The sequence below is a fragment of the Vibrio algivorus genome, from assembly GCF_030161215.1.
Classification (GTDB): Bacteria; Pseudomonadota; Gammaproteobacteria; order Enterobacterales; family Vibrionaceae; genus Vibrio; species Vibrio algivorus.
Window position 1 is genome coordinate 471,611 of sequence record NZ_BSPV01000004.1, and the last position, 21,344, is coordinate 492,954.

At 39.8% G+C, this 21,344-nt stretch carries 15 protein-coding genes; 5 read left to right on the forward strand and 10 right to left on the reverse strand.

The window, feature by feature from the left end; translation table 11 throughout:
* The first annotated feature begins 9 nt into the window (after positions 1 to 9).
* From phnM to phnP, 3 genes are read left to right on the forward strand one after another with little or no spacing between them, the layout of a single operon-like run.
* A complete protein-coding gene (gene phnM / locus QQJ93_RS07940; RefSeq protein WP_089122975.1) occupies positions 10 to 1,143 on the forward strand; it encodes an alpha-D-ribose 1-methylphosphonate 5-triphosphate diphosphatase in 1,134 nt (377 codons plus the stop codon).
* On the forward strand, positions 1,143 to 1,778 hold the full coding sequence (gene phnN, locus QQJ93_RS07945) for a ribose 1,5-bisphosphokinase (protein ID WP_089122976.1): 636 nt from the start codon (positions 1,143 to 1,145) through the stop codon (positions 1,776 to 1,778). Before phnM ends, phnN begins: the two co-directional genes overlap by 1 nt.
* Positions 1,775 to 2,566, forward strand: a complete 792-nt coding sequence (phnP, locus tag QQJ93_RS07950; RefSeq protein WP_089122977.1) for a phosphonate metabolism protein PhnP — start codon at positions 1,775 to 1,777, stop codon at positions 2,564 to 2,566. The genes phnN and phnP overlap by 4 nt, the downstream gene beginning before the upstream one ends.
* Positions 2,567 to 3,058: 492 nt before the next feature.
* Here phnP and QQJ93_RS07955 read toward each other — a convergent pair whose 3' ends face one another.
* Both QQJ93_RS07955 and matP read right to left on the reverse strand, forming a co-directional pair.
* Entirely contained in the window at positions 3,059 to 3,361 is a 303-nt protein-coding gene (locus QQJ93_RS07955; protein WP_089122978.1) for a c-type cytochrome, read from the reverse strand.
* Positions 3,362 to 3,509: 148 nt separating this feature from the next.
* Complete coding sequence (gene matP, locus QQJ93_RS07960; protein WP_089122979.1) at positions 3,510 to 3,959, reverse strand: macrodomain Ter protein MatP; 450 nt, start codon at positions 3,957 to 3,959, stop codon at positions 3,510 to 3,512.
* A gap of 379 nt (positions 3,960 to 4,338) precedes the next feature.
* Between matP and QQJ93_RS07965 the strand changes: the two genes are divergently transcribed.
* Together QQJ93_RS07965 and fabA are read left to right on the forward strand one after the other, a co-directional pair.
* Positions 4,339 to 6,009 (forward strand): S16 family serine protease, encoded by a 1,671-nt coding sequence (locus tag QQJ93_RS07965; protein WP_089122980.1) that lies wholly within the window; start codon positions 4,339 to 4,341, stop codon positions 6,007 to 6,009.
* 64 nt (positions 6,010 to 6,073) lie between these two features.
* Positions 6,074 to 6,598 (forward strand): bifunctional 3-hydroxydecanoyl-ACP dehydratase/trans-2-decenoyl-ACP isomerase, encoded by a 525-nt coding sequence (fabA, locus tag QQJ93_RS07970; protein ID WP_089122981.1) that lies wholly within the window; start codon positions 6,074 to 6,076, stop codon positions 6,596 to 6,598.
* A 157-nt stretch (positions 6,599 to 6,755) separates the two neighbouring features.
* Here fabA and rmf read toward each other — a convergent pair whose 3' ends face one another.
* The 8 genes from rmf to QQJ93_RS08010 all read right to left on the reverse strand — a co-directional run bounded on the left by rmf (position 6,756) and on the right by QQJ93_RS08010 (position 21,087).
* Entirely contained in the window at positions 6,756 to 6,929 is a 174-nt protein-coding gene (gene rmf, locus QQJ93_RS07975) for a ribosome modulation factor (protein ID WP_027695907.1), read from the reverse strand.
* Positions 6,930 to 7,213: 284 nt separating this feature from the next.
* Complete coding sequence (locus QQJ93_RS07980; RefSeq protein WP_089122983.1) at positions 7,214 to 9,178, reverse strand: DUF3466 family protein; 1,965 nt, start codon at positions 9,176 to 9,178, stop codon at positions 7,214 to 7,216.
* Between the two features lie 19 nt (positions 9,179 to 9,197).
* Positions 9,198 to 11,129 carry an ABC transporter ATP-binding protein gene (locus QQJ93_RS07985; RefSeq protein ID WP_089122984.1) on the reverse strand — a complete coding sequence of 644 codons (1,932 nt, stop codon included), beginning with the start codon at positions 11,127 to 11,129 and terminating at the stop codon, positions 9,198 to 9,200.
* The gene (locus tag QQJ93_RS07990) at positions 11,107 to 11,430 is read right to left on the reverse strand and encodes a glutaredoxin family protein (protein WP_089122985.1); all 324 of its coding nucleotides are present in this window, start codon (positions 11,428 to 11,430) and stop codon (positions 11,107 to 11,109) included. Before QQJ93_RS07990 ends, QQJ93_RS07985 begins: the two co-directional genes overlap by 23 nt.
* Positions 11,431 to 11,497: 67 nt before the next feature.
* Positions 11,498 to 13,636 (reverse strand): bifunctional 23S rRNA (guanine(2069)-N(7))-methyltransferase RlmK/23S rRNA (guanine(2445)-N(2))-methyltransferase RlmL, encoded by a 2,139-nt coding sequence (rlmKL, locus tag QQJ93_RS07995; protein ID WP_089122986.1) that lies wholly within the window; start codon positions 13,634 to 13,636, stop codon positions 11,498 to 11,500.
* Between the two features lie 651 nt (positions 13,637 to 14,287).
* Positions 14,288 to 14,830 carry a cell division protein ZapC gene (locus tag QQJ93_RS08000; protein WP_089123590.1) on the reverse strand — a complete coding sequence of 181 codons (543 nt, stop codon included), beginning with the start codon at positions 14,828 to 14,830 and terminating at the stop codon, positions 14,288 to 14,290.
* 236 nt (positions 14,831 to 15,066) lie between these two features.
* Entirely contained in the window at positions 15,067 to 16,077 is a 1,011-nt protein-coding gene (gene pyrD, locus QQJ93_RS08005; RefSeq protein WP_089122987.1) for a quinone-dependent dihydroorotate dehydrogenase, read from the reverse strand.
* Between the two features lie 165 nt (positions 16,078 to 16,242).
* Positions 16,243 to 21,087, reverse strand: coding sequence for an NAD-glutamate dehydrogenase (locus QQJ93_RS08010; protein WP_089122988.1), 4,845 nt, complete (start codon positions 21,085 to 21,087; stop codon positions 16,243 to 16,245).
* Positions 21,088 to 21,344 lie beyond the last annotated feature (257 nt).

Here is a 21,344-nt window from a genome sequence, read left to right on the forward strand (position 1 = left end):
CCGAATAAAATGATCATTACCAATGTAAATTTAGTACTGAAAGATGAAGTCGTTAAAGGCTCAGTTGAAGTCGTAGATGGTGAGATTCGCAGTATGTCAAATACTTCAAGCCAATTACCACAAGCGATGGATGGCAATAATGGATTTTTAATGCCAGGGCTAATTGAACTACATACAGATAATCTTGAGAAGTATTTTGCCCCTAGGCCCAAAGTAGACTGGCCACCATTATCAGCCATGAAAGCCCATGATACTCAACTTATTGGCGCAGGGATCACTACAGTATTAAATGCACTTTCCTTAGGTGACCACCGCGGTGAGCTTCGCCATGAAATTCTCGATAGTCAGATTGATACCGTAGTACAAAGCCAGAAAAATGGTACTAATCGCGTTGATCATCGTCTTCATTTACGTTGTGAAGTACCACATGAAACCACGGTTGGTATTTTTGAGCGTTATATTAATACTCCAGGAGTACAACTGGTGTCTTTGATGGATCATGCACCGGGGCAACGCCAATTCGTCAATATAGAGAAATATCGCACCTATTACCAAGGTAAATACGGTTACAACGATGCCGAAATGGCCGAGTTTGAAGCCATGCAACGAGCGTATTCCGAACGGTGGTCTGCGCCAAATCGTGAAGAAATTTGTGGGCAATGCCGTGAACGTAATATTCCGATGGCCAGCCACGACGATGCAACATTAGCTCATGTTACAGAATCAAAAGATCTCGGTATGGTGATAGCAGAATTTCCTACCACATTGGAAGCGGCCAAAGCCTCAAGAGATCTTGGTTTGCACGTATTAATGGGGGCGCCAAATGTTATCCGTGGAGGTTCACACTCAGGCAATATTGCCGCACATGAACTGGCAAGTATTGGAGCGTTAGATATCCTTTCCTCTGATTATTACCCGGTCAGTTTGCTCGATGCCGTATTTAATTTAACCAATGATTCTCGTAACTCATTAACGCTTTCTGATGCGGTTAAACTTGCAACCTTTAATCCTGCTCAATCTCTGCAACTGTTTGACCGTGGCGAGATTGAAGAAGGAAAACGAGCTGACTTATTGCTAGCACAGTATAAACACGGTCAAGCCTATATCGATGGTGTTTGGCGTGAAGGGATAAAGGTATTCTAATGGAAGCTAGTTATCCTTATTCCACGTCAAATGCTTGTTTATTCTACGTAATTGGACCATCTGGTTCTGGCAAAGATAGCGTAATAAGTCGAATTCGTGAGCATTGGCCAAAACACATAATGATTGCTCATCGCTATATAACACGTTTTGCAGATGCAGGAAGCGAAAATCATGTGGCACTGTCGTCACATGAATTTTTACAGCGTAAAGACAACCAATTTTTCGCTTTAGATTGGCAAGCTAATGGGCATTATTATGGTATTGGTTGTGAAATTGACGTGTGGTTAGATAAAGGCGTCGATGTCATGGTTAACGGTTCAAGAGCCTATTTAGAGCAAGCTAAAAAACGTTATGGCAATGCCTTAATTCCTGTGGTGATAACTGTTGAAAGTAGCATACTCAAAAATCGACTAATTGCCCGAGGAAGAGAAAACCTTAAGGAGATTGAGCAACGTTTAATTCGTTCTAATCAATTGAATTTACAATCAATAAAAGGTGCATTATCGCTCGATAATAGTGGCTGTTTAGATAAAGCAATTGAGCCTTTTAATCACTATTATCAACAACGACTACTATCTATTCAATCATGCTCTTCAACTAGCAGTAATGATCAATTAATGGATGTAAAAGAATGAAACTAACCTTATTAGGTACGGGCAACACTAGTATGCTTCCAGTATATGGTTGTGATTGTCAGGCTTGTCAGCGTGCAATGATAAATTCGCAATATCGTCGACAAAAAACGTCTGCTTTAATTGAGTGTAATGGTAAGAAACTCTTACTTGATGCTAATTGTGATGAGCTTTTACAGCGCTTTCCAAGTGGCTCTATTGATAGGATTTTACTCACGCATTACCACATGGATCATGTTCATGGATTATTTGATTTACGCTGGGGAGTCGGGGAGAGCATTCCAGTCGATGGTCCACCTGATGAGCAAGGGTGTGATGACTTATTCAAACATTCAGGCTTATTAGACTTTCAACCGCCATTAGCTGCATTTGAATCATTTAAGTGGCAAGGAATTACAATAACGCCTTTGCCAATGCAACATTCTAAAATCTGCTTTGGCTATTACTTTAGTTACCAAGATTTAGACACTGAAAGCACAAAACACTTAGCTTATTTAACGGATACTGTTGGTTTACCAAAAGAAACTCAAGCATGGCTAGAGGAAAACTGCGTCGATGTTTTGCTTATCGATTGTAATCATTCACCGGAATTCAATCATCCAAATAGAAACCATAATAATCTAACCGATGTTGTCGAGATAGTCACAGGAATCAAACCAAAGCTAACTCGACTCATCCACATCAGTCATCAATTAGAATGCTGGGCAATGCAAAATCCAGATCACTTTAGCTCAGAACTTTGTTTAGGTAAGGACGGAGAGCAATTTAGCTTATCTAAGCGAATGAATTAAGTTGAGCTACCGGAAAAGACAAAACATCGTCTTTATACTGTTTAAAAAATAGAGGTAGTTTGGGATGTTTTATAATTCAAAGCAATCACAGGGCATAACAAACTGATTATTAAGAAATTGAACACTTTATTTAACATAAGATACATAATGCGCACTTATATTTGGTTTGTTAAAGAGCGATTACAGCTTTATTTATCCTAAATTAACGTTAACCAATTTCAGCCCAAAAATTATCTGGGTGAAATACGAAAATGTTTTCTTAAATGATTTTATTTGGATTTGCGACTACTTGGCAACTTAGCCTGTACTTAGGATAAACATTTAAATGTTCCAGATCTTCTTCTAGTGAATAATCATATTCAACTTCTTTTCTTGATCACTACACCGTCTGAGAATTTAAGATTATGTTTCCGTTAGGGCCATTTGAAAATCTGCCGCATCTTTAGCGTTAGATGCGACAATCATACTAATCAATAATGATTCTGCTTAAATTCATTTAAGGCTTTCGTAATATGCAGCGATATCAGCGATATCAGCATCATTAATTGCAGTCGCCATTGGAGACATTACTGGATCTTTTCGTTCACCACTTTTAAAAGCTTTAATCGCTTTTTCAAGATAAGCAGCGTTTTGACCTTTAAGATTTGGATACGTTTTGATTACTGCAACGCCATCGGCACCGTGGCATGAAGCACACATTGCGACTTTCGCTTTACCAGCTTCAGGATCTCCTGCAAAAGCAAAATGGGAAGATGTGGCGAATAAACATAATGATAAAATAGCGAGCTTTTTCATACAGCACCTCAAAATGGGAAGATAAATGTGAACATCACTGTATACAATCTAGCAATTTAATCGACAATATCTAGGACTGAGAATAAGAAACTTAATCTCGATCACTTACTATCACAAAAATTTGACTTAGCAGATGATGATTTATAGGTTAAAAGTCGAGTAATTTACTAAGATCGGCTTTGATACTATGCACTTTCTTACTAGCTTTCTCACTTCGAGACGCCTCACTCACCAGATATTCAATCGCTTCTGATAATGTACAACCTAATTCTTGCGCCCTATCCGACAGTTTTTCCCAAACCGCATAGTCTAAATCAATCGATTTTTTCTTGGTATGGGTGTGTTCGGCGTTAAAATGACGTTTACGCTTCGCGCGAATGGCTTGCTTTAGCTTATTATCGAGCTCTGGATTCATATGCTCATCAATCCAACTTAATACTTGTGTTGGCTGATGTTCTAGCTTTTGAAGCCCCATGATGGCAGCGTGAGACTCACTCGAATCTTGATAGCGAGTGATCGATTCCCCATCTTTCCATTTTCGAATTAAATATTGCCATTTCCAACCGCATTCAAGGTTTTCAAGCTGTTGATATTTCATTAATCTTCCCTATAGATGATTCACAGTGACAGCGTAACTAAAAACCATCACATTCTCAACTGTTTTTCCTCAATCTAGAATAATAGTCCAACCTATTTTTACTTTATGATATCAGCCTCTCAAATCCATTGATTAAGCGCTCTATTTCAACTGCATAAACAGGTATACCCAAGTAACTTCAAGATGCGAGTTTCAGCAAGAATAAAACAAGCTTTAGGTAGCAAATTGAGAAGGTGTTTACATTCCTTCGCCAATCTTCCTTGCCTAAAAGTTTGGATAATAGCTCTGAATTCTGCATCTTGAAGTCACTTGGGTATATAAGGTTAAGTTATTTTTCTATATACTTCTTTCCTTCTAACCATATATTGAATTTTTTATAATGATCAAAGAGTCTTGGCAATCTGTAACACCCAACTTTTCACAATATGAAGATATCCTTACGCAAAACGACTCTAGTAGTCACTTATCCTTTTTGGATCTTCAGCCTAGACTCAAATCTTCTATTCTGCATTTTGCACAAATGGTTAACTTTCCGCGTTTTCTATTAGTGAATGCTCCGGATAATTTCATTTATCGCCAAGAAATTCATCATGCTTATTCAATGCTAATGAATACGGGTGAAATTGACCGTACCCCTATTATCACTAGTGAAAGTATTGAACTTGAAGAATTATTTGGCCAATACCAAGTTGAAAATGGCCAAATTATTCATTCCTCTGAAGGATTGCTTGATAAAGCTAATGGCGGCTATCTCATTATTTCATCAAATTTAATATTAGCTAACCCACGTGCTTGGCCGAAATTAAAAGCAGCTGTTTTAGGTAATGCTTGTTCTGGCATGTCTTCCGACTCAAAACAAGTTATCGAAAATGCGCCACTCAAGAAATATGATGTAAAGTTGGTTGTTATTGGCGATAGAATGCAGTTAGGTGATTTAGACTTATTCGATGCGGATATGAGAAGCCACTTATGCCTATTTGCTGAAGTTGAGTTAGATTTTCAAATTTCTGCAGATACGATTGAATCATACATTCAGTATATTAACGGCATTATTAATGAATACCGACTTCCTCAGCTTTTAGATACACACGCCTGGACGTTTTTATTAACTCAAGGTGCTCGGGAAACCGAAGATCAAGAAAGAATGCCTCTCTGTCCCATCTGGCATAGAACACTATTATCGGAAGCGGCTTTAGTTTCCAATGGGCAAGCTATTTCTCAATCAGATATGGAAAAAGCTTTAGCCGCTCGGACTTATCGCCAAGAGTATCTTCCTCAAAGAGCTTTAGCCGATATATTGGAAGGTCAAGTTATCATTGAGACCCAAGGTGAACGTGTCGGACAAGTGAATGGCTTAACGGTTATTGAAGTGCCTGGACATCCTGTTGTTTATGGTGAACCCGCTCGTATTTCATGTGTTATTCACTTTGGTGATGGCGATATTGCTGATGTTGAGCGTAAAGCCGAGCTTGGTGGCAACTTACACGCGAAAGGCATGATGATCATGCAGGCATTTCTAGGCAGTGCTTTAAACTTAGATGAGCCCCTACCATTTGCGGCCTCTATTGTATTTGAACAATCGTACTCAGAAGTTGACGGCGATAGCGCCTCTCTAGCTGAACTCTGTTCTCTTGTAAGTGCTTTATCAGAGTACCCGATTAATCAACAAATTGCGGTTACTGGTGCAGTGGACCAATTTGGTCGTGTACAAGCAGTCGGTGGTTTAAATGAAAAAATCGAAGGTTTCTTCCAAATATGTAACCATCGAGGATTAACAGGCAATCAAGGTGTTGTTTTACCTAAAACTAACTTAAAACACTTATCTTTGCATCATGATGTTGTTGAAGCCATTAAAAATGAAGAATTCCACCTATGGTCAGTTGAATCTGTTGATGAAGCATTACCTATCATCTTTGGTAAAGCCTTCCGTGGTGATGAAGAAGAAACAATATTGAAAAAAATCTCTGAGAGAATCGAACACTTTGATAAACATGAGTCTGCACCTTGCGGCATAGTGAATAAGATCAAAAGTTTACTTGGTATTCACTGATCGGACTTGTTTAGCTTACACCTGTTCTCTAAGATACACAGACTATTTCTGGAGTGATTATATAATGCAAAACAAACGTAACTCATATACTCGTGAAGACCTTCTAGCATCAAGCCAAGGTGAACTTTTTGGCCCTGGTCGCCCACAACTTCCTGCACCAAACATGTTAATGATGGACCGTATTTCAAAAATCACAGACGCTGAAGGCGAAGGTGCATTTGGCAAAGGTGTGATTATTGCAGAATTAGATATTACTCCTGACTTATGGTTCTTTGACTGCCACTTCCCTGGCGACCCTGTAATGCCTGGTTGTCTTGGTCTAGATGCAATGTGGCAGCTAGTAGGCTTCTTCCTTGGCTGGGTTGGCGGTGAAGGTAAAGGCCGTGCACTAGGCGTTGGCGAAGTGAAATTCACAGGCCAGATCCTTCCAACAGCTAAGAAAGTCACTTACGAAATCAACATGAAACGTGTCGTGAATCGCCGCCTAGTTATGGGTTTAGCTGATGGTCGTGTACTTGTTGATGGTAAAGAAATCTACGTTGCTAAAGACTTAAAAGTAGGTCTTTTCCAAGATACATCTTCTTTCTAGAATAAGAGATGTCCCCTTTTAATAAATAAATCAGCAATTTTGCTGATTTATTTTTGTTTAAAACATCTAGTTATAGTGCGTTAGGGTTGATAATAAAGGCTCCAACTCTGGAGCCTAATTCTGCACCGACTAAACTTATTAAGTTTAAGATCTTAAATTATTTAATCAGTCCGGATTGACGATCGTCCCTTGCATCACGCCAACCGCCTAACCAATTCGATTTAGCATCCATTTGCTGATATGGACAGTCATCCATCGATCTCCCATTAAGGCCAGCTTTATAACCTTGAGATTGCGCTCTTTCTAGGCGATCGCGTTTCTGTCTCTTCATAGTATGGTCCTCTTACTTTGATAATTACCAAAATGACTACTTGTGGCAATTTATACCCAAAATAATTTAAGTTGCAGTGAGGCGACAAGTAAATGAAGCCCCATGAGAGTAGTTCATCTATATGATTGGGATAAGCGAACACCGTCAATGAAGCTGCAACTTCCAGTACGAAGGATATATACATTCCACTTATTAAGCATCGACCAAAGATCCCATTTTCTCAAGGCGAAAAAAAACCGAGATTCAATTTTGTGAACCTCGGTATAATGTTAAATTTGTTAACGTTATGATTTAATTTTCTTTCTGCGGAAACCTAATAAACCAAGTAAGGCTAAAGCGAAGTAACCTAAGCTACCGCCCTCACGTTCAACATTAGGCTGGCCACCTTTACGTTGTACAATATCATCCACTGTTGCACCCGCAATTGGAACGAGTTTAACGGCAACCAATTCCTCTGTACCACTACCATCACCACAATATGAATTATGATCGGTATTATCATAACCACCAACACAGTAGTTAGCCGTTGCTGAAATTACGCCATCATCGTTGATACCTGTTGCATTCACAATGCGATATGCGTTGTTGGCATCAGAATCAGCACCGCCATTCGTTAGGTTATCTAGCCACCAAGATTTACCTTGGAAAATAGCCAAACGACTAGCATCTGTACCTGTAACATTTAGAGGATCGATAAATCCACGGCGACGACGCTGTTTACCATCCCACTCACGACTTTCTTCAGCATCAATGGAACCTACCACTTCGTTATAGTTGTTAATGGCATTTGCTTCACCACCCGCACCTTTAAAGAAGATATCACCACTAAGATAGACAGCTGTAGGTTTAGTAGTAGCATTACCTACTGATGCATCAGTATAGAATAAGCGATTATTAGCAGCCCCATTCTCAGGATAACGTCCGCTACGTTTCGCTTCACCAATAGCAATCAAGTTTTTATTGATGTCTTTAACTAAACTATTGCTGTAGATATAGTCATCATCATCTTCTACTTCAGCACCTTGAACAAAAACTGAATCCCATTGGTTCTCATCCGTCAATGCAGGATCAACCGTGTCTTTAGGATAGAAGATAGCCGCTTGCATTAAGTAATTATCATCATCTTTATGAGTGTTAAAACCAGCAAGGACTGGCAGACCATTATAGGCTGTAACGTCACTGATCGCAGCAGCTCTTGCGCTACCTTGTGCAGCAGCTTCATCATGGTTAGCAGCAGTGGTATTATCCCAACCTGAAACCGCTTTACCAGACACGCCATCAGTACTATTCCAAATATAAGCTTTAGTGGCAAATGCGAAATTTTGACAATCTGCTAGCAAGACAGGATCTGGATAAGTAGTGCTATCAGTACAGTTACTCAAGTCACCCCAATAATTTTTATCATCATCACTATTATCAAATGGTGCTACAGAGGCAGAACCGACGACATATCGTGTCCCACTACCTACTGGGTATTCAAATGAATCATATGCAAAGGTACGGCCCATTTGTTTTACAATCGCGTCACCATCTTGTTTTGGTTGTAAAACAATATCATTATAAAAACCACGTTGGCGGTAAGTTAGAACACTATTACTACCAACATTATAATAACCACTGCTTGCGATTCCGATTGGACTTCCATCCTCTAGAACTTTATTCACAACGACATTGGCACTATCTTGCTGTAGCGTACCGCCTGGAGGAATATAACTAGAATCTATAGGCGCTGGAACCTCTGTGCCATCCACAATACCAACAGCATTACGACCATTGTATCCTTGATAAAAAGCTCGACGCTCTTGGCATAAGCCTCCCGTTAAGCTGTAATCACAATCTTCTTCTGAGTTTTCTGAATTTGCTCCAAACCATTGCTTAACCGCCCAACTATCACAAGTTGAGTAACCTAATTGGTTGTAGCAATAATTACGCAGGTCACCATAATCTAGATAAGTGAAAGTATTATCATACTTAAACGGCACTTCATCACGGTAAGAAATACCATCTTCACCTTGTCGAGTATCACCACCAAGTAAGTAATCCCCATCGGTACAGCTTGCGCTATCAGCAAAACAGCCTAGAGGGTCCGTATCAGAAACAGTAGATGAATCACTAATCGCACTTGAAAAAACCTGTTTAGCGCTGACACTGGGATCTACTCGGACAACTTTATACAGTGCCGCATTAGCAGAGTTGGCTGCCATTAATGCAGCAGCCACCATTGATAGTTTAAAAATTTTATTTGGCATTAAGTCAACTTCTAATCCGTTAGCCCTGCATTGATTCAAGCTCTTCCCAACGCTCGAATGCAGTTTCTAATTCTTGTTCAGCAGCGTTCAATCGATCCAAAATCGCTTGAGTCTCGTCGCTACTCTGTGTGAAAAAATCAGGTTGATTGACCTGAGCTTGTAATTGTTCAATTTCTGCTTCCAGTGACTCTAGCACTTGAGGCAAGGATTCTAACTCTCGTTGCAGTTTATAAGATAACTTCTTCGGTTTGTTAGTATTTAGTTGAATTTTGGGAGTATTCTCAACCACTTTGTCCGCTTTCGTTGGTTTTTCGTTCCCAGAAGCTTGTTGCGTAACACCACGAGCCAACAACACTTGAGCTCGTTGCTCTTGAGCATCATGGTAGCCACCAACAAACTCCTCGATCTTACCGTTACCTTCAAAAATCCAACTGGTTGTCACGGTATTATCAACGAATTGACGATCGTGACTCACTAAAAGCAAAGTACCTTGATAGTTGGCAAGAATTTCTTCCAAAAGTTCCAATGTTTCGATATCTAAATCGTTGGTTGGTTCATCTAGAATCAATAAATTATTCGATTTTAAGAACAAGCGCGCTAAAAGTAAGCGGTTTTTCTCACCGCCAGATAAAGCTTTAACCGGCGTACGTGCCCTTTTCGGTTCAAATAGGAAATCTTGCAAATAACCTAATGCGTGGCGAGTTCTTCCACCTACCGTCACTTCCTGCTTACCGTCAGCTAAGTTATCCATCACTGTTTTTTCAGGATCGAGTACTTCGCGATATTGATCAAAATAAGCAACTTCCAATTTTGTTCCGCAATGCAAGCGACCTGAATCTGGTTTTAACTTATCAAGCAACAACTTCAATAAGGTACTTTTACCACAACCGTTTGGACCAATTAAGGCAATACGATCACCACGCATAATATTGAAGCTGAAATCATCTACAATGGTTTTACCATCAATTTGATAGCATAGATTCTCTGCTTCAAAAATGATTTTACCAGAGCGATTAGACTCATCGATTTGAATGTTAGCTTTACCCTGAACTTCTCGACGCTCAGAGCGTTCTTCACGGAGCTTTTTAAGCGCTCGAACACGCCCTTCGTTACGAGTACGGCGCGCTTTGATACCTTGACGGATCCAAACTTCTTCTTGAGCAAGCTTTTTATCAAACTCCGCATTTTGCATTTCTTCAACACGCAACGCTTCTTCTTTATCAATCAAATACTGTTCATAGTTACCAGGGTAAGAACTTAGTTTTCCGCGATCTAAATCGAGAATACGTGTTGCCATCGATTGGATAAAAGCACGGTCATGCGAAATAAACACAATCGAACCACGGAAGTCTTTCAAAAATGCTTCCAGCCATTCAATCGTGGTGACATCTAAGTGGTTAGTTGGCTCATCAAGTAATAGCACATCTGGATCACACACTAGTGCGCGAGCTAGAGCAGCTTTACGTTGCCAACCACCAGATAAACTCGTCAGTAACGTATGTTCATCAAGAGATAAAGACGTCAAAATATTTTTAATGCGATCTTCAAGACGCCAACCATCATTATGATCAAGCTGTTCTTGGATTTTAGATAAGCGATTAATGTTCTTATCAGACGGATCTTCCGCCATGATGTCTAGCTGGTGCTGGTATTCTTTTAATAACTCACCGACTTCCGCTAGCCCTTCTGCAACATAGTCGTAAACCGTACCTTCGGCATTTCTTGGTGGATCTTGCTCTAAACGAGACACCACCACATCTTGCTCAATTTGAATTTTGCCGTCATCCATGATGATTTCGCCTGCAAGCACTTTCATCATGGTGGATTTACCTGCACCATTGCGGCCAACCAAACATACTCTTTCGTTTTGCTGAAGCGCAAAATCGGCTTTATCTAATAATGGATGATCGCCAAAAGCCAGCTGGCCGTTATGAATGGTAATTAATGCCATTTTGTTTTAACCACGCTTGTAATTCGTCTAAATTGAATGGCCAAAATAACTCACTAACAATGCTTTGTAAGTTATTTTGGTGTTTTAAGTTACTTTGGTCGTTTTGTATATCTTGTGAGTGTAAGGCAAGCACAGGAATGGTGACACCGTAACGAGAAAATAATGCATCATCAAAAGCAATATCAATCACTTGTACTGTATGCGCTAAAGATTGTTGAGAATCTTCCCCCCATAAAGTATCAAGCTGTTGGTAAGCTAATTCGCATAAATGACAACCCGAAGTTGAGTACAGCGTCAGCACTTTTGTTTTCTACCCCTATGTTATTTAACTTTTATACTCAAATAACTTATGTATACAAGTATATTACTCAGCCACGATGAGTAATGATCCAACAGTTATGGATATGCTTATTACGAGAAAAATCCAGCGGCAATGTCTTCGCTGAAATATTTTCAGCCTTAAGACCTAATTGTTCTAAACCATCGAGATCCATCTTAAATAAGCGTTTATTGTTCGAAAAGACGACAACAGCATCTTCACGCATCAGACGCTTTAGATTTTCCATCAACATTAAATGATCTCGTTGAATATCGAAAGTTTGCTCCATACGTTTTGAGTTAGAAAACGTTGGTGGATCGATAAAAATCAAATCAAACGTTCTATCTTCATGTTGTAACCATTGCAAACAATCAGCTTGTTCAAATTGATGCGCTTCACCGGTAAAACCATTAAGCTCCATATTACGTTGAGCCCACTGTAGATAAGTATTCGACATATCAACCGTCGTTGTGCTTTTCGCACCACCAGCCGCAGCATGTACCGTTGCACTACCCGTGTAGGCAAACAAATTCAAGAAGTCTTTACCTTCTGCCATTTGACCTAAACGACGACGGGTTAATTTATGATCAAGGAATAAACCGGTATCAAGATAATCTTGCAGATTAACTAATAGTTGAACGCCATATTCGTTCACTTTTAAGTATTCAGAATCTTGCGATAACTTCTGGTATTGGCGTTTGCCTTTTTGCTTTTCGCGAGTTTTAATTATGACTTTATTAGCATCAACACCTAACACTTGAATGGTCGCACGAATAATGTCCGTCAAACGACGCTTAGCCACCTCTTCTGGAATAGTCTTAGGTGGCGCATACTCTTGAATAACGACGTGATCTAAATACAGATCAATTGCCACATTGTAATTAGGTAAGTCTGCATCATACACACGATAGCAATCGAGTTGCTCACGTTTCGCCCATTTGCCTATTTTGCTTAAGTTTTTCTTTAAACGGTTAGCAAAATCAGGAGCAATTTGTGCCTCTTCTTTCTCAGAATGACGCAACGTTTCACCATTTGGATTCACTCGTGCGGTAATTGAGTAGTTTTTTTGGTGACACGGTAACGCACCATTACTCAATTTATATTGCTTATCCGCTCGCATACGTAGGCAACTTAATAACTCTTCACTTGAAGAGAAGATAGAAGCCTGACTCCCCGCAAACTCACTCTTTAATTGCACACCAAACGACGTATAAAGAGCAATAAGGCCAGGCTCAGTACCTAAACGCTCACCATAAGGCGGGTTACAAATCACCACGCCTTCAGTAAAGCCCTGTGGTTTTTCAAGTTTAGCGGCATCACCTAGGCTAAATTGAATCACACCTTCTAAACCAGCACGCTTGGCATTGTCTTTGGCTGTTTGTAAAACACGACGATCATTATCAATACCAAAGAAACGATTTTCACCAAGCGCTTTAATACCCTTACGCCCTTGAACACTAGCTTCGGCTTTAATTTCGGCCCAAACTTCAGATTCAAAATCATATAGTGACTCAAAAGCCCATGTGGCGCGTTGAATACCTGGAGCCACATTCGCAGCCATTAAAGCCGCTTCGATAAGCAAAGTACCTGAACCACACATAGGATCGAGTAAAGGCTGAGATTTATCCCAACCACTACGGCTAACAATCGCACACGCTAAGGTTTCTCTTAATGGCGCTGCACCGGCTTGAATACGATAGCCACGTTGATGCAAACCACGGCCTACCATATCAATACCAAGAATCGCTCTATCACGATGCAAACGAACATGGATGCGAAGATCTGGCTGATCTTTGCTGATCTCCGGGCGACCTAAGTCTTTTTTAGTAAAGCTATCAACGATGGCATCTTTTACTTTCATCGCACCATACTGACTGTTGCGAATTTCGCGGTTGGTACCATTGAAATCAACAATTAGACGCTTGTTCACCGAGAAATAAGAAGACCAATTTACTGCAGAGGCTGATAAATAAAGATCCATATCATCGTTACAGTAAAACTCAGAAAGAATTAATACGAAACGAGAAGCCAAGCGGCTCCATAGGCAACAGCGGTAAAGTTGTGCATTGGTAGCAGTAAATCGAACCCCTGCTTGCACTGGTTTTGCATCGGTAACACCTAGTTGTGTCAGCTCATCAGCGAGCAAATTTTCAAGGCCATTAGATGTTATCGCTAAATATTGATTCATTATAACTTTCAGTACGGTAATAAATGGAGTCAGATTATATAACGAAACCCCTACCTTATGCGACCACCTACATGCTTTAAGCACCGAATATCACAGAAAAGTCATCATATTTTTCCACATTCATCATTCAGCACTTCAAATATCCCCCTGCACATCTCATTCCAGCACTTAAATCCTAAACAACTAGCACATCTGCACTAACTAACTTCGTTTTATTTAAATATGCAGCATGCGCATATATAAAATATCGACACCGAAACGAAAGTGAATACTTATTCACCCAATAAAGCACACATTATTGGTCTATACCAATGGTGTTTTTACAGTGTAAATTTATTACTAAATAAGCTTAAATGGGGAATTTGTTCACTTTAAAGGGAAGATATACGATGAAATAAGGCTTAAAAAACTTTCATTTTTGTTTAAAAACTGCCTTTGTATTGCTTTTATTTTGCCCTATTCACAGTTTTAATTGTGTATTGATAGCGATGAGTTGGTGAATCAATAGCCAAACTAAGTTGGTTTTATGTGATTTTTAGCTAGTCGTTAACTGAAGGTAGTAACTATTGGTAGGAAATTTTAGGCAAAAAAAAGCCGGCGCTAAGGCCGACCGAATGAACAACAAGGAACGAACTGGTTTAGATAAGGTAATTACCCTACCATTGCATAAGTTTCAAACTGAGTATGTAAGTTAGCTTTCGCAAAGCGATCGTGCATCACTTTAATTGGTTCACCAAATTTAAGCGCTTTGGACTCTGTAAGACTGAAATCACGCAAAGAGACAGAGACACAAATACTGGCGCTTTCTCCAACTTCAACCACCATGAAATGGCCCTCAGAGAAGCAATTACGTAAATGTACAATCTCCCCCTCTTCTGGCGCAAAATCGCCGCCTTGTGAAGAGAAGAACCAACTCTTAGGTTGAACTGGTTTATGAAAGCGACGAGCTGCGACGCTATTTAATGCCAATTCTGCTTTTCTTGGTTCTGATAAAGGAAGTACATCAACTTGTTGTTTAAATTTGTGGTAGCTAGATGCATCATCAACAGAAAATTCATTTTCTTGAAATGCACTGTTTACTAGAAGTTTTTGAGGAAGATTTACGCTGAAAACCATGTCCCGCCCAAGATCCAGCATAAGGGACTTGTTGGTCTCATTGTAATACCATTTCCATGTATCACTCGGTTTAAGCATTGTTTCAGCCTCTTCAAAAATAAAGTGAAATAGACACTCCACTTCTCGTCTATCCGTTAGATGTTCTTTGATTGTACAAACAGATAGGCAAAAAAAAAGAGGAAAACATATTCCTCTTTTCAGGCTGAAATTGGATTTTAAGGTGAGAACTTTTTCTTGCTTTTTTGGTAATTATACCCAGGTAACCCCAAGATGTGAGTTTCAGCATCTTAAGATCATTTGGGGGTACAGCGGGATTAAATATTTTTAACGATATCTTTAATCAAGTTAGGTCCATGATAAATGAAACCCGAATACACTTGTACAAGTTTTGCGCCAGCCATCATTTTCTCTTTTGCTGCAACATAAGAATCAATACCACCAACACCAATGATCGGGATCTCTTCACCTAGCTCTTTATAAAGCTGACGGATCACTTCAGTACTTTTCGATTGCACAGGACGACCACTTAAGCCCCCTGTTTCATTGGCATTTTTCATACCGTCGACTAAAGTACGATCCAGTGTTGTGTTGGTTGCGATAACACCATCAATCTTATACTTCTTCAGTGAGTCACAGATTTGCTTTAATTCATCATCGGTTAAATCTGGGGCAATTTTTAACGCTAATGGAACATATTTATCGTATTGCTTAGCCAGTTCAGTTTGTTTTTCTTTTAAGGCCGACAATAATTCATCCAAGGCTTCACCGTATTGTAATGTACGTAGCCCAGGAGTATTTGGAGAAGAAATGTTAGCGGCAATATAACCTGCATATGGATACACTTTTTCCATACAAATTAAGTAGTCTTCAGTACCCTTTTCAATTGGTGTATCTTTATTCTTACCAATATTGATGCCTAGGATGCCATCAAAGTTTGATTGCTTAACATTTTCAATAAGTGCATCAACACCTTCATTATTGAACCCCATACGATTGATAATCCCTTCAGCTTCAACAATTCGGAAGCAGCGTGGTTTATCATTACCAGGTTGTGGACGTGGCGTCACTGTACCAATTTCTAAAAAACCGAACCCCATCGCGCCAAAGGCATCAATGCATTCGCCATTTTTATCCATGCCAGCGGCAAGGCCAACTGGGTTCTTAAATGTCAACCCCATCACTTCAACAGAACGAATTGGTAGGTTTTGGCGGAAGAAAAAGTCTAAAGGTGTTCCATTCAGTCTTCTTAAATTCTTAATCGCTAATTCATGTGCTGTTTCTGCGTTGAATTTAAACAAGCCAGCTCTGGCGATACGGTAAAGCATACTTCCTCCAAATAAGATCAAAAAAGCCCCGAAATTCCGGGGCGAAGTATACCTTTGTTATCAGTCTTATACTACTGTAATCGTTTGCAGAGCTTTGATCTCATACTGCTATAGATGAAATCAAAGCTAAAACACAAAACATTAGTTACAGGGTCACCTATTTGTTCACCTGTTAGCGGCACAATTTAAGTTTAAAAGCATAAGCTCACGAAGTGCGACGGAAAACTTAGCGAATTCATGTGCAGAACCGACTTTGAACTCATTCAAAATATTTTCCCAACGTTCTAGTGATGGTCGATTAGATTCCAGCCAATCACTTAACTCACTTTCTACTTTCCTAGCTTGCTTATCATCACAACGACAAGAAAGAACTTGTAATGTTAAATTGCGTTGCTGCCAATCGAGATCTTCACGGAATGTTGCACGAGCAAGTGCTTGCCAGTGGTTATCAACCGGTTGATTATTGATTTGATTCAAGAACCAATGCAGTGACAATCGATCCCCTAGGGTGAAATACATCTTAGCGGTTTGTTCAATCGTCACCTCACATTCAGCTGCTACCGTAGAAATATCTAAAGCAGAATACAAGCTGGTTAAACGAGAGATCTTATTTGCCAATTCAGAGTCTACACCTTGTTTTATCCAAGACTGAGCTTGCTGATTGTGCTCTTTCACTTCATCTTTGACTAAGTAATCATCGATTTTCGTTTGAACGGCAATCACATCTGCTTGGTAGTGTTTAATGATTTCATTAACACTTAATTTAAGCATACGATTTCTTAGTAACCAACGAGATGATCGGCGTAAAATACGGCGTAAAGACATCAATAATTCATACTGTACTTCTGATGTGGCTGTATTATCTAGGCTTCGCACCTTGTCAAACATAGAGCCAGCATCAAATATCTCTCTCGCAGCGACATAGGCATTAGTAATATCAATCACACTTGCCCCTGTCTCATCATGTAAGCGCGAGACAAAATTACAGCCCATTTCATTGACCATTTGATTGGCAAGTGAAGTGGCGATAATTTCTTGTCTTAATGGATGTTGATCCATGTATGAACCATAGTTACGGCGTAACTTGGTTGGGAAGTAATAAGTTAACAATTGTGCATTAAATGGGTCATTGGCAATCTCTTCACAAGCAAGTTGCTCTTTAAGCACCATTTTAGCGTAGGCAATCAATACTGAAAGCTCAGGTCGAGTCAGCCCTTTGCCCTGCTTTTCCCTCTCCAATAAGGTTTCATCGTCAGGAATATATTCTAAAGCGCGATCTAATTTGCCAAGCTTTTCTAATGCATGAATAAAGCGAATTTGCTCTTTCACTTGAGCAGTACCTTGATGCTCACTCACCGAAATAGACTCTGACTGGCAGTACGCGTCTTCTAAAACAATCTCGCCAATTTCGTCTTCCATACTATTAAGTACTTCGTTACGTTGCTTGATGGTCAGATCGCCATTGCTGACTAGCGTATTCAAGAAGATCTTAATATTCACTTCATTATCAGAACAATCTACACCACCAACATTATCAACAAAGTCGGTATTTACTCGGCCGCCAGTGAGTGCATATTCAATACGGCCAAGCTGCGTCATGCCTAAGTTACCGCCTTCACCGACAACTTTGGCGCGTAGTTCTCGGCCATCAATACGCAGACTATCATTGGCTCTATCACCAACATCAGTATGGTTTTCTTCTGACGATTTAATGTAAGTACCGATGCCACCGTTCCACAGTAGATCAACATTCATTTTCAGCAGCAACTTGATCAATTCTGTTGGCGTGACAGATTGCTTTTGCGTGCCGACCATTTTTTGGATCTCAGGGGTCAACGAGATCGACTTAGAGCGTCTTGAGAATATACCTCCACCTTGTGAGATCAAACTTTGATCGTAATCTTCCCAACTCGATCGTGGTAATTTGAACAAGCGATCTCTTTCTTTCCAACTGCTTGCCGAATCTGGATTTGGATCAATAAATATATGCATGTGGTTGAAAGCTGCTTGGAGGCGAGTATGTTTAGATAACAACATACCATTACCAAATACATCACCAGCCATATCACCAATCGCAACACAAGTAAAATCAGTGGTTTGGCAATTAATACCCATTTCGCGGAAGTGACGTTTTACCGACTCCCAACCACCTTTAGCGGTAATCCCCATTGCCTTGTGATCGTAACCATTTGAACCACCAGAAGCAAAAGCATCACCTAGCCAAAAATTGTATTCAGCCGAAACTGAGTTGGCAATATCAGAGAAGGTTGCGGTTCCTTTATCGGCGGCAACAACAAGGTAAGCATCATCAGCATCATGTCGAACCACATTAGTCGGTGGCACAATTTCGCCTTCAATAATGTTATCGGATACATCTAATAGCGCTCGAATAAAACGTTTATAGCAACGCTTCCCTTCGGCAAAAATTTCATCTCGAGTAGTAAAGTTTTGTTGACGCTTACAAACAAAGCCACCTTTTGCTCCTACTGGAACAATCACTGTATTTTTAACTTGTTGCGCTTTAACCAAGCCTAAAATTTCAGTACGGAAGTCTTCTTGACGATCAGACCAACGCAGCCCACCACGAGCAACTTTACCAGCACGTAAATGCACACCTTCTACATCCGGTGCATAAACAAAAATCTCAAATTCAGGTACTGGGGCTGGAATTTCTGGGATATTTCTAGGCATCAATTTCAGCGCTAACCACGGTTTTTCGATACCATTTTCATCCGTTTGATAGAAGTTAGTTCTAATGGTTGCTTGGATCATTTCCATGTAACGACGAATAATCCGATCATCATCTAAACTTTCAACTTTCTCTAATTGCTCTTTAATTGAAGCAACCAGTTTCTCTTCCCCTTTACCTCTTACTTTCACTTTTGGATCAAAGCGTTTCACAAATAAGGCAACTAAGGCTTGTGCCAATTTAGGATGATTAGAAAGTGTATCTTCAATATATTGTTGACTAAATGGGAAGCCTACTTGACGCATGTAACGTGCATAGCTTCGTAATATCGTGACTTCTCTACCGGTTAACCCCGCTGATAGAATCAATCTGTTAAAACCATCACTCTCGAGATCGCCAGACCAAATTGCCGCAAACGCTTTCTGGAAACGATCTTGCGCTTCACGTAGATCGACACTTTGATCACCACGGTGCAACATTGAGAAATCTAAGATCCAAAATACCGTCCCATCCGCTTTTTCGATCTCATATGGTGATTCTCCGATCACTCTAAGTCCAAGGTTTTCAAGCATTGGCATTACATCAGAAAGATGGATTGGTTCATCACGATGGTACAATTTCAGACGGACTGCTTTTGAATCCGCTCTCACTTCTTGCGGGCGATAAAACAACATGCCCAGTTTTTTATCTTCATTTAAAGATTCTAACAACTCAATATCGGCAACGGCTGTACCACCAGCTAATGTAGCTTCTTTATATGAGCGAGGGAAAGCATCTTGGTATTGCTTAGCCAGTTCAGTACCTTTATTTTCGCCAAAATTGCCCATAATAGATTGGGTTAAACGATCATCCCAAGATGAAGACGCTTCCATCAGATCCCTCTCAATAGATTTAACATTGATATCTTGATTATTATTATCCACTCGTACTATGTAGTGGGTTCTTGCTAGCGGGCTTTCCGAAAAGTAGGTAGTAAACTCAACATCTTGATCGCTTTTAAAGTAGTTTTTAAAGATCTGCTGAGTTTTGAATCGAAGCTCTGTGTTATAGCGCTCTTTGGTTACGTAGACCATGCAACTAAAGAAACGTCCGAATGGGTCTTTGCGAACGAACAGACGTAATAGATCACGGTCCTGCATTTGCACGACACCCATCCCCACTTCAAGTAACTCTTCTTCAGTGGCTTGAAGGAGTTCATCTCTTGGATAGTTTTCTAAAATATTATGCAACGCTTTCCAGGAATACGATCCTTTTAGATAACCACTTGATTGCAAAATACGCGCAACTTTATCTCGAATAAGCGGAATGCTACCAACACTTTGGTTATAAACCGCTGAGGTGTATAGGCCGACAAAACGATGCTCTCCAATCACTTTACCTTTATCATCAAACTTTTTGATGCCAACATAATCGGTGTGAGCACGACGGTGAATAGTAGAAGCATGACTGCCTTTTGTTAAAACTAACAGCTCTTGCTTGGTGACTTCCACTCTTGCAGATTCAAGGAGTTGAGATAGTTTGTAACTGCGAATTCGACTTTCTTGTTTCAGTAAACCAAGTGCAGGAGATTGAGATGGATTAAGCTCTAAGTCCCCTTTTGTGGCTTTTAGCTCAAATTCTTTGTACCCCATAAAGGTAAAGTTATGTTCACCAAGCCAGCGTAGAAATGCTAAGTCTTCTTGTAATCGCTCTTTCTCTAATGGGATATTTTTTATATTGTCTTCAGTTTCTTTTATCGCAAGTAGTAACTTGTCACTCATCTCGTGCCAATCTTCAACGACTAAGCGAGTATCTTTCAAAACCGACAATAATTCTTCTTTCAATTCTGACATTCGAGCTTTGTCATTCAAACGATCTATTTCAATATGAAATAAAGATTGCATGTCACCTTGTCCATCATTGATAGCAACAACTTCACCTTTATTTCGACTAATTTGAGTGGGGGCATTGGCCATAAAGTGACTGGTTAACCCTAAACGATTAATCGCCATTTTGATGGAGTCGACTAAGAATGCTGAATCAGGTACGACTATCTCAATAACCGTATGACTCGACTGCCAACCTTGGCGGCTTAATGTTGGGTTGAACACTTTCACTGACACCATGTCGGCGTCTTTTTCTAGGATGTGCTGCCACAAACTGACAACAGCACCGTAGAGATCAGATTCATTCCTTTGAAAAAGATCATCTTGCGAAATATTACTGTATAGATGTTCAGCTAATTTGCTGACTAAAGGCTGAGTTTCGGATTCTAATTTGTCCTGTATGAGTTGGTAGACTTTCTCAAGTAATACAGGGGTGACTTTTTCACTCGTTGGCATCTTTACACTCCACAAAATGGGTAGAACATTTATTTTTATATTGTTCACGCTATAAAACAGTACCAAACACTTCTAAAAAACGACTGGTTAGAATCTTTAATTACTTATTCCAAAAGCCGCCAGATGTTATTTAGATACAGGTATATTGTAAGAGTAGTATTGATAGAAAGTTAAATGGTTTCCTAGCGATATACAGGATAAAAGTCGAATATGTGACCTAGGTACTTATTGGAACCACTTCAAAATTATCAATGTAA

Coding starts and splice junctions, on each gene's coding strand:
- phnM (WP_089122975.1), top strand. CDS start 10: ATGATCATTACCAATGTAAATTTAGTACTGAAAGATGAAGTCGTTAAA.
- phnN (WP_089122976.1), top strand. CDS start 1,143: ATGGAAGCTAGTTATCCTTATTCCACGTCAAATGCTTGTTTATTCTAC.
- phnP (WP_089122977.1), top strand. CDS start 1,775: ATGAAACTAACCTTATTAGGTACGGGCAACACTAGTATGCTTCCAGTA.
- QQJ93_RS07955 (WP_089122978.1), bottom strand. CDS start 3,361: ATGAAAAAGCTCGCTATTTTATCATTATGTTTATTCGCCACATCTTCC.
- matP (WP_089122979.1), bottom strand. CDS start 3,959: ATGAAATATCAACAGCTTGAAAACCTTGAATGCGGTTGGAAATGGCAA.
- QQJ93_RS07965 (WP_089122980.1), top strand. CDS start 4,339: ATGATCAAAGAGTCTTGGCAATCTGTAACACCCAACTTTTCACAATAT.
- fabA (WP_089122981.1), top strand. CDS start 6,074: ATGCAAAACAAACGTAACTCATATACTCGTGAAGACCTTCTAGCATCA.
- rmf (WP_027695907.1), bottom strand. CDS start 6,929: ATGAAGAGACAGAAACGCGATCGCCTAGAAAGAGCGCAATCTCAAGGT.
- QQJ93_RS07980 (WP_089122983.1), bottom strand. CDS start 9,178: ATGCCAAATAAAATTTTTAAACTATCAATGGTGGCTGCTGCATTAATG.
- QQJ93_RS07985 (WP_089122984.1), bottom strand. CDS start 11,129: ATGGCATTAATTACCATTCATAACGGCCAGCTGGCTTTTGGCGATCAT.
- rlmKL (WP_089122986.1), bottom strand. CDS start 13,636: ATGAATCAATATTTAGCGATAACATCTAATGGCCTTGAAAATTTGCTC.
- QQJ93_RS08000 (WP_089123590.1), bottom strand. CDS start 14,830: ATGCTTAAACCGAGTGATACATGGAAATGGTATTACAATGAGACCAAC.
- pyrD (WP_089122987.1), bottom strand. CDS start 16,077: ATGCTTTACCGTATCGCCAGAGCTGGCTTGTTTAAATTCAACGCAGAA.
- QQJ93_RS08010 (WP_089122988.1), bottom strand. CDS start 21,087: ATGCCAACGAGTGAAAAAGTCACCCCTGTATTACTTGAGAAAGTCTAC.